This window comes from Rhodospira trueperi (assembly GCF_900101965.1).
GTDB lineage: Bacteria > Pseudomonadota > Alphaproteobacteria > Rhodospirillales > Rhodospirillaceae > Rhodospira > Rhodospira trueperi.
In genome coordinates, this window is the sequence record NZ_FNAP01000008.1 from 22,081 (window position 1) to 36,145 (window position 14,065).

The 14,065-nt window shown below is 65.2% G+C and carries 12 protein-coding genes; 7 read left to right on the forward strand and 5 right to left on the reverse strand.

Annotated features, from left to right (window positions below; translation table 11 throughout):
* Window positions 1-154: 154 nt before the first annotated feature.
* The 4 genes from hisI (at window position 155) to BLS85_RS11335 (ending at window position 4,158) form a co-directional block, all read left to right on the forward strand.
* Window positions 155-568, forward strand: coding sequence for a phosphoribosyl-AMP cyclohydrolase (gene hisI, locus BLS85_RS11320; RefSeq protein WP_245699190.1), 414 nt, complete (start codon window positions 155-157; stop codon window positions 566-568).
* Entirely contained in the window at window positions 565-1,638 is a 1,074-nt protein-coding gene (locus BLS85_RS11325) for a CobW family GTP-binding protein (protein ID WP_092786347.1), read from the forward strand. The genes hisI and BLS85_RS11325 overlap by 4 nt, the downstream gene beginning before the upstream one ends.
* Before the next feature lie 80 nt (window positions 1,639-1,718).
* Window positions 1,719-3,179 carry a TrkH family potassium uptake protein gene (locus BLS85_RS11330; protein WP_245699191.1) on the forward strand — a complete coding sequence of 487 codons (1,461 nt, stop codon included), beginning with the start codon at window positions 1,719-1,721 and terminating at the stop codon, window positions 3,177-3,179.
* Between the two features lie 235 nt (window positions 3,180-3,414).
* The gene (locus BLS85_RS11335; RefSeq protein WP_092786349.1) at window positions 3,415-4,158 is read left to right on the forward strand and encodes a Bax inhibitor-1/YccA family protein; all 744 of its coding nucleotides are present in this window, start codon (window positions 3,415-3,417) and stop codon (window positions 4,156-4,158) included.
* 95 nt (window positions 4,159-4,253) lie between these two features.
* On the opposite strand, the gene ptsN is transcribed toward BLS85_RS11335, so the two are convergent.
* Together ptsN and BLS85_RS11345 are read right to left on the reverse strand one after the other, a co-directional pair.
* Window positions 4,254-4,718 (reverse strand): PTS IIA-like nitrogen regulatory protein PtsN, encoded by a 465-nt coding sequence (gene ptsN, locus BLS85_RS11340; RefSeq protein ID WP_092786351.1) that lies wholly within the window; start codon window positions 4,716-4,718, stop codon window positions 4,254-4,256.
* A 564-nt stretch (window positions 4,719-5,282) separates the two neighbouring features.
* Complete coding sequence (locus BLS85_RS11345; RefSeq protein ID WP_092786353.1) at window positions 5,283-5,930, reverse strand: YiaD family glycine zipper/OmpA-like lipoprotein; 648 nt, start codon at window positions 5,928-5,930, stop codon at window positions 5,283-5,285.
* Between the two features lie 175 nt (window positions 5,931-6,105).
* Between BLS85_RS11345 and BLS85_RS11350 the strand changes: the two genes are divergently transcribed.
* The gene (locus BLS85_RS11350) at window positions 6,106-7,665 is read left to right on the forward strand and encodes an alpha/beta hydrolase (protein WP_092786355.1); all 1,560 of its coding nucleotides are present in this window, start codon (window positions 6,106-6,108) and stop codon (window positions 7,663-7,665) included.
* 33 nt (window positions 7,666-7,698) lie between these two features.
* Here BLS85_RS11350 and BLS85_RS11355 read toward each other — a convergent pair whose 3' ends face one another.
* The 3 genes from BLS85_RS11355 to BLS85_RS11365 form a co-directional block, all read right to left on the reverse strand.
* Window positions 7,699-9,693 (reverse strand): GGDEF domain-containing protein, encoded by a 1,995-nt coding sequence (locus tag BLS85_RS11355; RefSeq protein ID WP_092786357.1) that lies wholly within the window; start codon window positions 9,691-9,693, stop codon window positions 7,699-7,701.
* A 325-nt stretch (window positions 9,694-10,018) separates the two neighbouring features.
* Window positions 10,019-11,773, reverse strand: coding sequence for an ABC transporter ATP-binding protein (locus BLS85_RS11360; RefSeq protein WP_176793630.1), 1,755 nt, complete (start codon window positions 11,771-11,773; stop codon window positions 10,019-10,021).
* Window positions 11,774-11,895: 122 nt separating this feature from the next.
* The gene (locus tag BLS85_RS11365; protein ID WP_176793632.1) at window positions 11,896-13,047 is read right to left on the reverse strand and encodes an LptF/LptG family permease; all 1,152 of its coding nucleotides are present in this window, start codon (window positions 13,045-13,047) and stop codon (window positions 11,896-11,898) included.
* A gap of 247 nt (window positions 13,048-13,294) precedes the next feature.
* Here BLS85_RS11365 and BLS85_RS11370 point away from each other — a divergent pair, with 247 nt between their 5' ends.
* Both BLS85_RS11370 and BLS85_RS11375 read left to right on the forward strand, forming a co-directional pair.
* Window positions 13,295-13,780 (forward strand): Hsp20 family protein, encoded by a 486-nt coding sequence (locus BLS85_RS11370; protein WP_092786363.1) that lies wholly within the window; start codon window positions 13,295-13,297, stop codon window positions 13,778-13,780.
* On the forward strand, window positions 13,777-14,052 hold the full coding sequence (locus BLS85_RS11375) for a DUF1150 family protein (protein ID WP_245699192.1): 276 nt from the start codon (window positions 13,777-13,779) through the stop codon (window positions 14,050-14,052). Before BLS85_RS11370 ends, BLS85_RS11375 begins: the two co-directional genes overlap by 4 nt.
* The last annotated feature ends 13 nt before the right edge of the window (window positions 14,053-14,065 follow it).

The following is a 14,065-nucleotide window of genomic DNA, read 5'->3' on the forward strand; positions in this document are numbered from 1 at the left end:
GTGACGGCGCCACGACCCATCCCGCGCCAGCGACGCTGTCGCCGTCGGCCTGGACGGTCCCCCCTTCGTGGCGCCCTCTTGACGGGACGATCGTCTCATGCAGGGTACACTTGCCGCGTTACGTCCTCAATGTCTCCCGCCAAGGTCTTCCGTCATGTCCGCCATGTCCGATGAGACACCCGTGCTTGATGCCATTCGTTTCACACCCGACGGTCTGGTTCCCGCCATCGCCCAGCAGCACGACACCGGCGAGGTGCTGATGATGGCCTGGATGACCCGCGAGACCATCGCCGAGACCCTTCAGACGGGCCATGTGTGCTACTGGTCGCGCTCGCGCGGCAAGCCCTGGCGCAAGGGCGAGACCTCCGGTCAGGTGCAGACGCTGAAGGCTTTGCGGGTGGACTGCGACGGCGACACGCTTTTGTTGCTGGTGAATCAGGTCGGGGTCGCGTGCCATACCGGGCGGCGCACCTGTTTCTACCGCGAGGCCGGCGACGGTGGCGCGCTGACGGAGATCCTGGCGCCGGAGGCCGATCCGGAGGCGCTGTACGGACACAAGGCCCCATGAGCACGCTGCCCGTCACGGTCCTGACCGGTTTTCTGGGCAGCGGCAAGACCACCCTTCTCAATCACCTGCTGTCGCATCCGAACATGGCGCGGACGGCCGTGTTGGTGAACGAGTTCGGCGAGGTCGGGCTGGACCACCTGCTGGTCCGTCATGTCGATGAGGACATTGTGCTGCTCAACGCCGGGTGCCTGTGCTGCTCGGTGCGCGGTGATATGGTCACGGCCCTGCGCGACCTGTTCCTGAAGCGGGTGCGTCAGGAGATTGATGAGTTCGAGCGCGTGCTGATCGAAACCACCGGACTGGCCGATCCGGCGCCCATCCTGCACACGTTGATGAGCGATCCCCTGATCGCCAACCACTTCCGGCTCGACGGCGTGGTGACGCTGGTGGACGCCGTCAACGGCCTGGACAGCCTGAACCGCCATCCCGAATCGGTCAAACAGGCGGCGGTGGCGGATCGCCTGGTTCTCAGCAAGGCCGATCTGGCATCCGCCGAAACGGTGACGGCGCTGGAACAGCGTCTGGACGCCCTGAACCCGGGGGCGCCGCGACTCCAGGCGGCCTGGGGGCGGGTCGACCCGTCGGGCATTCTGGACTGCGGCCTGTTCCGGGCCGAGGGCAAGCACCCGGACGTGGCGGGCTGGCTGAGGGACGAGGCCGTGACCGATCACGATCATGGGCATGATCATGATCACGATCATGGACACGACCATCACCATCATGACGTCAACCGCCACGATGACCGCATCGCCGCGTTCTGCCTGACGTTCGAGGAACCGCTGAACTGGAATGCCCTGATCACGGGTCTCGAACTGCTGGCGGCCAGCCGTGGCGCCGATCTGCTGCGCATGAAGGGCATCGTCAACGCCCGCGACAGCGACGCCCCGCTGGCCCTGCACGGCGTGCAGCACATGTTTCATCCGCCGTCGCGGCTGCCGGCTTGGCCGCGCGACCCGGAGACCGGTGAGGAAGACCGCCGCACCCGGCTGGTCTTCATCACCCGTGATGTCGGCCGCGAGGCGGTGCGGCGCGTGCTGACGGCGGTTCTGGAGACCGAACCGGACCCATGATGGGTTCGGTGGCGGTTGCGCCCGCAGTCCACTTGTGGCCATGGTGACCCACCGTCCGGTTGGGGTGCAGGGGCTTTTGCGTGCTCGATCACCGTCCCATTCTGTTGTTCATCGGCTCTCTGGTGTCCATCCTGGCGTTGGGAATGATCATTCCGGCGCTGGTGGATTTCGCCCACGGCAATCCCGACTGGATCGTGTTTGTCGTCTCGGCGGCGCTCACGCTGTTCGTCGGCGTGCTGCTGATCCTGGCCAGCCGCAGCGGCCCGTTGCGCCTGAGCATCCGGCAGGCCTTCCTGATGACGACCGTCAGTTGGATCGTGCTGCCCGGTTTCGCGGCGCTGCCGTTCGTGCTCGCGGATCCGGACATCGGTTATACCGACGCCTATTTCGAGGCCATGTCCGGCATCACCACCACGGGCTCGACCGTGATGACCGGCCTGGACCTGATGCCGCCGGGCCTGTTGTTGTGGCGGGGGGTTCTGCAATGGTTGGGCGGGATCGGGATCGTCATCATGGCGCTGACGGTGCTGCCCATGCTGCGCGTCGGCGGTATGCAGATGTTCCGGGTCGAGGCCTTCGAGACCCAGGAAAAGGTGCTGCCGCGCGCGGCCGGCTTGGCCAGCGCGTTGGTGCTGATCTACGTGTCGCTGACCCTTGCGTGGGGCCTGATGCTGTACGGCGTCGGCATGCCCGCGTTGGACGCGACGGTGCACGCCATGACGACCATCGCGACGGGCGGTTACTCCACCCGCGACGCGTCCGTCGGCCATTTCCGATCCCTTGAGGTGGATTGGATCGTGACCGCCGGGATGATCGTCGGCTCCATCCCGTTCCTGCTCTACTTACAGGTCGTGCGCGGTCGGCCGGGTCTGCTGTTCCGCGATACCCAGGTGCAGTGGTTCCTGGGGACGGCGCTGGCGGGCGTGGTGGCCGTGGCGTGGTGGCTGTGGCGCGACGCCGGCATGGCGGTGCCCGACGCCTTGCGTTATGCGGCGTTCAACACGGTGTCGGTGATGACCGGCACCGGCTATGCCACGGCCGATTACTGGCAGTGGGGCGGGCTGGTCGGCGGCGCGCCCGTCGCGGTGCTGTTCTGTCTGATGTTCGTGGGCGGGTGCGCCGGGTCCACGTCGTGCGGGATCAAGGTCTTCCGATTCCAGATTCTGGCGGCCATGGCCTCGATCCAGTTGCGGCGCCTGTTGCAGCCGAACGGGGTGTTCATCGCGACCTACAACAAAAAGCCCATCCAGGAGGGTGTGGCCGAAGCCGTCATGGCGTTCTTCTTCATGTACGCGCTGTCGGTGGCGTTTCTGGCCATGTTGCTGGGGGTGACGGGCCTGGACTACGTCACCGCGCTGTCCGGGGCGGCGACGGCGATCTCCAACGTTGGTCCGGGCCTGGGCGACATCATCGGCCCGGCCGGGAACTTTTCCACATTGCCGGATGTCTCGAAGTGGCTGCTGTCCGCCGGCATGCTGCTGGGGCGTCTGGAACTGTTCACGGTTCTGGTGCTGTTCCTGCCTCGATTCTGGCGGGATTAGCAATCATTGATGATCTTTCCTCGCAGCGGTGGCCAACGTCTATGAGTCAGGGCCTTGTATGAGTCAGGGCCTTGGGTGAACCTGCTGAAATGAAACAAGAAGCGCCGGACTGGCGGGCGTGGGCAAAGCCCGCGCAAAAATCATGAAATCGGTGTCATGCGGTGCGGTTTGCCGTTGATTTCCAGGCCGGTTCATCCATATTGCCTGTATTCTGTTCATCTTCAGAGGTGCAACCATGGCTCTCAACACCGACCGTCGTTACATGGGCTCCGGCGTGGCCGATGCGGCGCAGATCGACGCTGGCCTCCGCGCTCATATGCTGCGGGTTTACAACCTGATGGCGTCCGGCCTGGTGCTGTCTGGCATTGTCGCGCTGCTCATCGACAATGTGCCCGCGATCCAGTCCCTGTTCTATGTCACCGTGGGCGGGCAGGTCGCCGGCCTGACCCTGATGGGGACCATCGGCATGTGGTCGCCGTTGATCGTTCTGTTCGCGGCGATGTTCATGGTGCGCTCGGCCAGCGCCAGCGTGGTGCAGGGGATGTACTGGCTGTTCGTGGCCCTGCAGGGCATCGGCCTGTCGATCCTGCTGCAGGTCTACACCGATGCCAGCATCGTGCGCGTGTTCTTCATCACGGCGGCCGCTTTCGCCGCGTTGAGCCTGTACGGGTATACGACCAAGAAGAGCCTGTCCGGCATGGGCAGCTTCCTGATCATGGGCGTGTTCGGACTGGTCATCGCGTCGATCGTGAACATCTTCCTGGCCAGCACGATGATGCAGTTCGTCATCAGCGGCATTGGCGTGCTGGTGTTCTCGGGCCTGATCGCCTATGACACCCAGCGCATCAAGGAAGAGTACAGCGCCTCGCTGGACAGCGAGACCCTGTCCAAGTCGGCCACGCTGGCGGCGCTGTCCCTGTACATCAACTTCATCAACCTGCTGCAGTTCCTGCTCTACTTCCTGGGGAACCGCGAATAGGAGACGTCCCGGTTTAAACCCCGGATGACGACATGACAAACGCCCCGGACCTCGCGGTTCGGGGCGTTCTGTTTGGTTCGGTCGGGCGCCGTCGGTCAGGCGGCCTGGCTGGCACGATTGGAGATGAGCAGGCCGTACAGCGCCTCCGGCGTGTCGGTGCCGCGCAGCTTCTCGCACATCGCGCGGTCGCGCAGCAGACGCGAGACCCGGGCCAGCGCCTTGAGATGGTCGGCCCCCGCCGATTCCGGGGCCAGCAGCAGGAAGATCAGGTCCACCGGCTGCTCGTCGATGGCGTCGAAGTTGATTGGACGGGCCAGACGCGCGAACACCCCGTGCATGCCGGTCAGGGCAGGCAGGCGGCCATGGGGAATGGCAATGCCGTTGCCAACGCCCGTGGTGCCCAGGCGCTCGCGCTCCAGCAGGATATCGAAAATGGTGCGTTCGTTCTCTCCGGTCACATGAGCGGCGCAGCGGGCCATGGCCTGGAGCGCCTGCTTCTTGCTGGTGACTTTCAGGGGAACCATCACGCCCTCCGGCGTGATCAGATCGCTGATGTCCATCCCTGTCCTTTCGGAAACCATGGCGTATCAGGTTCTTCGTGGTGTTCCGCCCCGCTGTTCGGGCGACCCGACACCGATCGTGTCCCCGCCGAACTGCGGGGTGGGGTGAGCCTCCGCCCGTGCTCAGGGAGCAGAACGGTCTGACGATGGTCAAGGTATGTTGCGGATGGATCCCGACACGAACCTTGGCCGAACGTGATTGCGCGTGCGATTCAAGTCAAGGGTTGCAATGGGACGGTGCGTTCACGCCCCAACCGCGGCTCTTCACCGGGCGGGCGAAGACACCGAGCGGACCGCCGATTCGAGCCTCCGATGTCCTGTCTGTCTTGGCTCCGGCCGTGGTCCGACTGGCGGACCTCACGCCATGCCCAACATGTTCTGCCCATTCTCGGCCACGGTGCCGTGAAGGCGCCACCGAACGGGGGTCAAACCTGCGTCCGGAACGATCCGAAGGCAAGTGAAAATGTGCTTATTTATTGCGGTCACGAACGGCCGGATCGACACTTCACCCGGGCGGGACGCGCCTTTCCCGCGCGTCCCGGAGTGATACCGTGACCGGCCTGCTCAGGCGGTGTGCGGAATGATGTGCAGTTCAACCCGGCGATTCATCTGGCGGCCTTGCGGGGTGGCGTTCGTGGCCACCGGGCGCCGTTCCCCGTGCCCCTGCCAGTAAAGCCGTTCGGGCATGATGCCCTGGGACTTGAAGAACTCAACCACAGAGCGGGCGCGTCGCTCCGACAGACCCTGGTTGTAGTCGGACGTGCCGGTCGCGTCGGTATGGCCGTGGACCTGAATGGTGCTTTGCGGGTTTTCGCGCAGCGTCCGGGCGACATCCGCGAGGGTGGGGCGGAACGCCGGCGAAATGTTGGACGAATCGACGGCAAACGTGACATTCGACGGCATTGTCACAAGCAGGTTGTTACCTTGCCTTTGAATCTGGACATCGGTTCCGGCAAGGTCCTGGCGCAGGGCCTGTTCCTGCGAATCCATGTAGGCGCCGACCGCTCCGCCGGCCAGAACACCGACTCCGGCGCCGATCAGCGCGGCGTTGCGGACGTTGCCGCCCACGGCGGCGCCAATGGCGGCCCCGGTCGCGGCGCCGCCCAGCGCCCCCAAGCCGGCGCCCTGAGCGGTGTGGTAGTTACCCTGAGTCACGCAACCGGACAGCATCAGGCCTCCGGCCGTGGTGACGGCAATGACGGAACGACGCATGGGGATGTCTCCTTGTCGTGAAGCGACCGCGACGACCGGCACACACGGCGTCACTGTGCATTGATGCTTGATGGTGCCGCGAACGGCGCATTGACGCAATGTGTCGATCCATCGATAGAAACACAACCGGTCGGAGCCTGCCTCAGGCCCTGCCCAAATTGGAGAGTCCCGGTTCATGGCGCGCCGTTCCGTCGTCAAGAGTTTGGTGGCCCTTGCGGCCCTGGCAACCATCGTTGTTGCGCTGTGGCAGTTGCTGTCGCCAATGGCCGCACTGACGATCACGAGCACAACGGTCGGACGCACGCCCGTGACCGTGTCTCGTCTGACCGCCGCGCCGGACGGCCCGGTTGTTGTGGTCGCCCACGGGTTCGCGGGGTCGCGTCAGTTGATGCAGGCCCAGGCGGTGGCCTTGGCCCGGAACGGGTTTGTCGCCGTGACCTATGACGCCCTTGGGCACGGGCGCCAGCCCGATCCTCTGGGCGGGGAACTGACTCTGGAGACCGGCGCAACGGTTCATCTTGTTCACCAACTCGATTCCATCGTGGAGTACGCGCGGACCCTCACCCCGGCGGACGACGACCGGGTGGCCTTGCTGGGGCACTCTATGGCCGCCGACATCATCGTTCGTCAGGCGGTGAGCGACCCGGACGCATACGCCGCCACGGTGGCCATCTCCATGTACTCGCCGGCGGTCACACCGGACGCGCCGCGCAACATGCTGGTGATCGTGGGCGGGCTTGAGCCCTGGGTGCACCACAACGAGGCCCGGCGGGCGGCCAGTCTGCCCTTGGACGGTGTTCAGGCCGAGCCGGGCGTGACGTACGGGGATTTCGCCGACGGGTCGGCTCGGCAGTGGCGCATCGCGCCCGGGGTCGAGCACATCGGCGTCCTGTACAGCAAGGACGCCATCATGGCGTCGGTGGACTGGCTGAACCATGCCTTCGGGCGCACCGATGCGACCGTCGATCCGCCGTCGGCCCGGGGCTCGTGGATCCTCATCCTGCTGCTGGCGGTGGTGGTGCTGGCGTGGCCGGCCTCGGCCTTGTTGCCGCGCGTGGCCGACGAACCGGTCGGCGCCGCGCTGTCCTGGCGGCGGCTGCGGCCGCTGGTGATCTGGCCGGCGGTGCTGACGCCGCTGATCCTGGCGCCGCTGCCGACGGACTGGCTGCCGGTTCTGGTTGGAGACTACCTTTTGCTGCATTTTGGCCTGTACGGACTGTTGACGGGCCTGGGGTTGTGGTGGTGGCGTCGACGCTGGCCGTCGGAGCGGCCGAGCGCGCCTGTGGTGGCGCGTCCGGGCGCCTTGGTGTTGGCGACCGCGATGCTCCTTGCCTACGTCATGGTCGGCTTGGGTGTGCCCATCGAACTGTTCGTGTCATCCTTCATCCCAACCTGGGAGCGGCTGATTCTGGTGCCGGTCATGATGCTGGGCACGCTGCCCTTTTTCATGATGGACGAATGGATCACGCGCGGTTCGACCCGGCCACGCGGGGGGTATGTGGCCACGTCGGTGGCGTTCATGCTGTCCCTGGTCCCGGCCATCATCCTGAAGCTTCACGACCTGTTCTTCCTCATCATCCTGTACCCGATCATCGCCCTGTATTTCGTGCTGTTCGGGCTGTTCAGCGCCTGGAGCTGGCGGCGCACCCATCATCCGTGGGTCGCGGCCATCACAAGCGCGTTCGTTTTCGCGTGGTGCGTGGCGGTGACGTTCCCGATCACGACGGGGGAGTAAGCCCGGCCGGAAAAAGGGTGATCGTTTCGGAGGTCAGCCGGCGCAGGGCGCGTCGGCACTGGCGCAGCAGGCCCGGGCGATTCGCTGCGTCGAATGCTTGGCCTCTTTCTTGAGGCGGGCGATCAGGCCGGAGATGTCGTCAACGCTTCTGATCGTATGGGCGCGCGGCAACTCGACGATGGCCGCCGAGGCGGTCAGCAGGTGCAGGCGGCGTTCGACGCCGTCGCGGTCTTTTGCCACGATGTACCGGTTCCGACGGGCCTCCTCGTCATAGAAGCTTTCGACCTCGACACCGAACCTGTCCACCAGGTCCCGGATGCGCGCGACGGCGTGGTCGGCCTGGAATTCCTTGAAGCCCACAAAGAAATCGTCACCGCCGACGTGGCCGATGAAGATGTCCGCTGTGTTCAGCTTCTTGCGCATCAGTTCGGCGAACAGAGTGATGGCCCGGTCGCCTTGCCGGTATCCGTAGGTGTCGTTGAATGGTTTGAAGTGGTCGAAGTCCAGGTAGACCATGATGTGGGAATTTTCGGTGTCAGTCAGGGCTTCTGAAATGAACTCGTTGATCATGGTGTTGCCGGGTAGGCGGCTGAGCGGGTTCTGGTCCCGGGCCAGGGCGAGGTTCTTCTCGTTGACGACTTTCAGCAACGCAGCCGCCGACATGAATCCGATATACTGGCGGTCGCGGGTGATCAGGATGCACTCGGCGCCGCTGGAGGCGGAAAAGATCTCCAGGATCTTCTCCGCCTTGGTGTTGACGTCGGCCACCGGACAGCGGGCGACGAAGGCGTCGAGGGTGCGGCCCAGGGCCCGATTGCTGAGCAGATCCTTGCCGTACAGGCTGTACGTGTACTCCTTCAGGTCCAGTTCGCGGATGATGCCAATCGGTTCGCCCGAGCCATCCACCACCGGAAAGAAATTCCGGTCCTTGTCGTGCCGGAAGCGCTCGAACACGGCGCCCATGTGCGTTCCCAGGGTGATCGGCGTCAGGGCCTGGGTTTCGGCCGAAATAAGGGCCGAGTCGGTGCCGATCCGCCGGTGGTCGGAGTCGTTCAACGCGAGGATCTCGGCATGATCCCGTTGCAGCGCGTCGGGTTCGAATATCCGGGTACCAGCCAGCCGGCCTTGGATGTAATCGCACCCGGCCTGCCGGCAGATCTGGTACTCCTCAATCGAATGGACCCCTTCGGCCACGACCTGACTGCCCAGCAGATGGGCGAGGTTCGTTACCGTGTTCAGGATGAGACGCTTGCCGCGCTCCTGCGCCGCCATTTCGATGAAGAACCGGTCCAGCTTGACCAGATCCGGGCGCGCGAGCGTGAGCAGCGGGAGGCTGGCGTAGCCGGCGCCGAAATCGCCCAACGCCAAGCGGCTTGAGAGGGACCGCAACGTGCCCAGCAGCATCGTCAGGTCGCGGTTCGCGTCGCCCGGGGCCGGGGCGCTGTCGCACAGGGCTTCGGTGCTGAAGAACGGCAGCCGTTCCGAAACCTCCAGGATCACGTTGGCGGTTGAGACGGCGTGCCGTTCCAGGTGTCGGCGCAGGGTCGCGACAATGGTTTCTGCTCGTGCCGCCAGCCGCAGATCGAGGTTGAGAAACAGTTTCAGGCCGGTGCGGTCGGGCACCCGAGCGAACAGGGCGATGGCGCCGATGTGCGCGGCGGCCTCGACATCCGCCAGCCGATCATCTCGACGCAGGGGATCTTCGGGATTGCCGGTGTCGTGGGCGCAGTCGAGCAGGTCGTGGACGGAGGCGAACCCCAACTCCCGGGCGTTGCCGATGACGGCCTCGACGCCCAGGGTACGGCCGGAGTGGGTGCCGACCACGGGCTCCAGCGCCATGCGCAACCGGGGAATGATCGCGTCCCATCCAAGCGCACGGGCCACGGTGCCCCCCTGAACGGAGTCCGGGCCGTCGCGGCCGAACGTGAAGCGGGGCCGATACCAGAGGGCGTCGCTGGCAACTGGCAGCGTCCGCGCATCTTCGGTCCCGTGTTCTTTGGCCTCCCAGACCACGTTGTCCTCGACCATGAAACCCTCGTCTGACCGGAGCCGCGCTTACCGTGCGACCCGACAGGATGGTGATATGTTAAAAAGGCCCTGCCATTGACGGGAACGGGCAAGGGGACAATGACAATGAGCCGGACCCAAAGTCCGGTCAATCGCCTCCACCACCAAGCATGGGCAAGAATTTGGCCATCTTCCGCCAATAACCCAGCGATTGATGGACATGATTGCGGCGGTTGGAAAAACGAAAGTTTCATGACGTCGGGGATGAGGCGCGCGTTTAGAATCGAAGGCTCGCTGATACCGGGCTTGTCTTTCAAATCGACAACCGCGAAAAACTAACCTTTTCTCATAGGTGCGGCGAATCCGCGTCGGCGGCGGGGCGTGATGCTTCCGGGACCGGAGGGTCTCCCCCCTGGGTTGCCCAGAGGTTGGCATAAAGGCCCCCGGTTTCCAGAAGCTCCGAATGGTGTCCGCTTTCGACAACCCGACCCCGGTCCATCACGCAGATCAGGTCGGCGTCGCGGATGGTGGCCAGGCGGTGCGCCACCACCAACGTGGTCCGTCCCCGTCCGAGCCGGTCCAACGCCACCTGCACGCGTCGTTCCGTGTCCCGGTCCATGGCCGCCGTGGCCTCGTCCAGCAGCAGAATGGGCGGGTTCTTGAGCATTGCCCGGGCGATGGCAATGCGTTGCCGTTGCCCACCGGACAAACGCAGACCGCTTTCACCGATGTCCGTGTCATACCCGTGGGGCAGGTCCATGATGAAATCGTGGGCTTCGGCATCCCTCGCGGCCGTCTCGGCGCGGGTCCGCCAGCACGGCGGCGGATTCCGGGGGTCGATCCGATCCGGGCAGCCGAACAGGATGTTCTCCAGCACCGTGCCGTCGAACAGGGTGACGTCCTGCGTGACGAGGCCGACGTGTCGCCAGAGCGAATCCAGGGTGACGTCCCGGATATCCTGTCCGTCGATCAGAACGCGGCCGTCGGTCGGGTCAAGCAGGCGGGCGATCAGGTTCAACGTGGTGGACTTGCCGGCGCCCGAGGGGCCGACCAGGGCCACCTTGCGGCCGGGCGCGCAGGTCAGGGACACGCTCTGCAGGGCCGGCATGGCGGTGTCGGCGTGGCTGACGCGGACGCCTTCCAGTCGCACGGCGCCAGCGGTCACCCGCAGCGGCCGGGCGTCTGGGGCCTCGCGGAGCGTCGGCCGACTGTCGAGCACCTCGAACAGGCGGTCGATGGCGGCGATGCCCTCCTGCACCAAGGCGTTCAGACCGCCCAACTTCTTGATCGGTCGGTAAGCCAGGATAAGGGCCGTGATGAACGCGAAGAAAGTGCCCGGTGTGGACTCGCCCGACACCACCCGGTGGCCACCGTACAGCACGACCAGCGTGACGGCGATTCCGGCGGCGCTCTCGATGAAGAGCGATGTCAGGGCCATGGCCCGCGACACTTGGTACATGGCCTCGAACAGGCCCATGACCACACCGTGCAGGCGCGCCCGCTCCCGCGCTGGCGTGGCGAACACCTTGACGACGCGAACGCCCTCGAACGCCTGATGTAGCATGGCATCATAGCGGCCCAGGGTTTCCTGGAGCGTGGTCGTCTGTCGGCGCGCCCGCCGACCGAGTGCCATGACGGGCAGGACAAGGACAGGGAAGATGGCAAGACCAACCAGGGCAAGCTCCCAATCCATCAGCAGCAGTGTGCCGATCAGCGCGACCAGTGTGCCGGCATCGCGGCCCAGCGAGATGGCTGTCGCCGTGATGGTCGTCTTGAGCGTGTCGAGATCGTTAATGAGCCGAGACGTCAGGTCGCCGGACTGGTGGCGCTGGAAGAAGGCCAGATCCAGCGACAGGAGATGTCCGAACAGGCGCGACCGCGCCGTGGCGACCAGACCGAGCCCAGCGTACAGCATGCAAGCGCGTTGCGCGTAGTTGGCGAGACCCTTGAGGGCGAAGGCGGCGGGCAAGCCGAGGCCCACCACCCACATCATGACCGGGTCACCGGCCGCCAGCACATCATCGACGGCCGGCTTCATCAGCCAGACCGTCAGCGACGTGGCGCCGATCACCCCAAGCATGGCGATGCCGCCGGCCACCATCCATGGCCACCAGCGTCCGCCCATTTCGTGCGTAAAGCGCCAGATCGCACGGCCTGTATGGCCCACGGGGAGGCGTCGGGACGACGGACCCGCCGCCGGGCTCGCTTTGGTCGGGGCCTTCGTCATCGGCCGGCCGGCCCGGCGATGGACGGAGCCAGGCGTTCCCTTGGGCCGGGTTGCGGGTAGCGCGTCAGCCACCAAACGCCGAGGGCGGCCGTTCCGAGGGGACCCACATACAGAAGCGGCAGATAGAGCAGGTCGGCCTTAGCCAGGTTCGCGGCACCCAGCATGGAGGCCTGAGCCAGGACGACCGCGACGACCGCGACGATGATGCGTCGGTTGCGTCCGCGTCGGTTGAATTCCCCAGACAACAGCGCGCCGAGCGCAGCCAGGGCAAAGGCGACGTTCGCCAAGGGTCTGGCCAGCCGTTGGTGGGCTTCCATGCGCATGCTGCGGACCATGCTTTCGGTGAAGCGGTTCGGGAACGTCGGCGCCACGTTGTCCCGCGTGGTCAAGGTGAACAGGTCGATGATGCCGCGTTCCCGCCTTTCGGGAACCCGCACCATGGACGATGTGCGCTTTTCTCCCAAGGCTATGGCATGGCTGTCGAAATACAGGAATGTGACCTCGCCGGTCTGGCGGTCGCGTTCCTGACGCACACCGTTGACCATCAGTACGGAAGGCCGGCCGCCGTCCTCCACCATCATGCCGCGCGCCGCGGTGATGGTGATGTCCAAACCGGGATCGCTGCGGTCATGGATGATGAGACCTTTCAGCTCGCCATTTTCGGATCTGGCCCGCACATAGACCGTCAGGCGGTCGTTGACTTCCGTTAGGGTTCCTTCCGTCAGGGCAATGCGTGTGATCTCATGGCGAATCTGGAAATTCAGTTGATTGAAGGCGCGCTCCAGACGGGGCACCGCGTCGAGCGTCAGGTAGTACCCGAAGGCGCACAAAACGACCGCCAGCATCAGGGCCGGCTTGGAGAGGCTCCAACGGCTGACACCGGCTGCCTGCAATACAACCAGTTCGCGATCCAAGATCATGCGGTGGTAGACGAAAAGGATGACGGCGCATAGGGCCAGGGGCAGGAAGACCGACAGGAACCCCGGCATCAGTAGCACGGTCAGTTTCAGGAAGGTGCTGACCGGCAGTCCCTTGTTGATGAAGGCGTCGAAAAAGCGCAGGGAGTTGATGAGCCACAACAGCACCACCAGGGCCGACGTGCCGAGCACGAGGGCCACAAAGAGCTGTCGCAGGAGGTATCGGGTCATCAGGCGCATGGCGGGCCGGAGTATAGGCGGGCTGGCCCCACCCTTGAAAGGGAAAGCAAGGACGTGCATGCGCGTCGACGCTTGACGATCCGGGAGTCCGACCTGAAATTGGGGCTTAAGGTGTTCGATCCGACTCTCGTGGTGCCGTTGCCGGACCGCATATGTCGCGACCGAACCGACACCGGGCGAATGCCGCAGGCGCGGGTTCGCCGATCCACTCGCTCGACATCGGGGAGGAGGAGCATTCATGACCCGTGTATCGGGGTTCAACAGTCCGCTGTTGGTGGGCTTCGAGCATGTCGAGCGCCTGCTCGACCGGGTGCAGAAGTCCCAGGCGGAGGGGTATCCGCCCTACAACATCGAGCAGCTTGGCGAGACGCGGTTGCGCATCACGCTGGCCGTGGCCGGCTTCGCGGAGGAAGACCTGTCGGTCTCGGTCGAGGAAAACCAGCTTGTCATCCGGGGTCGGCAGCAGACCGACGACGGAGAGCGCCTATTCCTGCATCGCGGCATCGCGGCGCGCCAGTTCCAGCGCGCCTTCGTTCTGGCCGAGGGGATGGAGATCCTGGGGGCCAGCCTGGAGAACGGCCTGTTGCACGTCGATCTCGACCGGCCGGTTCCGGAGCCGCGCGTGCGTCAGATCCGGATCACCAGCCAAGACGGACAGGCCCGTGTCGACGCCGGTGTGCGGCGGGCCATTGACGTGGCGGATCGGGAAGGAGACCCAGTATGACCGACGATCACGACCTTTTTCACAGCGGCGTCTATGTGGACGACGATGACGATAGCGAGACCGATGGCGCCGTGGGTGACATGACGCCGCGTGACTTCGCCCGGTTGGGGCTCAACCACATTGCCTATGTCCGGGCCGTGGAGAGCGACGACGACGGCAGCGGTTGGGGCATCTTCGCCGCCAACGGCCGGCGCATCGGCATGGCCTCGACGTGCGAACTGGCGTTCGCGGCCACCCGCCAGCATGACATGGTGCCGTTCAGCGTCCATTGATTCAGGCACGGCG

What these genes read in the sequence shown, in the direction of transcription:
- hisI (WP_245699190.1), top strand. Translation starts at nt 155, where the DNA reads ATGTCCGCCATGTCCGATGAGACACCCGTGCTTGATGCCATTCGTTTC.
- BLS85_RS11325 (WP_092786347.1), top strand. Translation starts at nt 565, where the DNA reads ATGAGCACGCTGCCCGTCACGGTCCTGACCGGTTTTCTGGGCAGCGGC.
- BLS85_RS11335 (WP_092786349.1), top strand. Translation starts at nt 3,415, where the DNA reads ATGGCTCTCAACACCGACCGTCGTTACATGGGCTCCGGCGTGGCCGAT.
- ptsN (WP_092786351.1), bottom strand. Translation starts at nt 4,718, where the DNA reads ATGGACATCAGCGATCTGATCACGCCGGAGGGCGTGATGGTTCCCCTG.
- BLS85_RS11345 (WP_092786353.1), bottom strand. Translation starts at nt 5,930, where the DNA reads ATGCGTCGTTCCGTCATTGCCGTCACCACGGCCGGAGGCCTGATGCTG.
- BLS85_RS11350 (WP_092786355.1), top strand. Translation starts at nt 6,106, where the DNA reads ATGGCGCGCCGTTCCGTCGTCAAGAGTTTGGTGGCCCTTGCGGCCCTG.
- BLS85_RS11355 (WP_092786357.1), bottom strand. Translation starts at nt 9,693, where the DNA reads ATGGTCGAGGACAACGTGGTCTGGGAGGCCAAAGAACACGGGACCGAA.
- BLS85_RS11360 (WP_176793630.1), bottom strand. Translation starts at nt 11,773, where the DNA reads ATGGTGGCCGGCGGCATCGCCATGCTTGGGGTGATCGGCGCCACGTCG.
- BLS85_RS11365 (WP_176793632.1), bottom strand. Translation starts at nt 13,047, where the DNA reads ATGACCCGATACCTCCTGCGACAGCTCTTTGTGGCCCTCGTGCTCGGC.
- BLS85_RS11370 (WP_092786363.1), top strand. Translation starts at nt 13,295, where the DNA reads ATGACCCGTGTATCGGGGTTCAACAGTCCGCTGTTGGTGGGCTTCGAG.
- BLS85_RS11375 (WP_245699192.1), top strand. Translation starts at nt 13,777, where the DNA reads ATGACCGACGATCACGACCTTTTTCACAGCGGCGTCTATGTGGACGAC.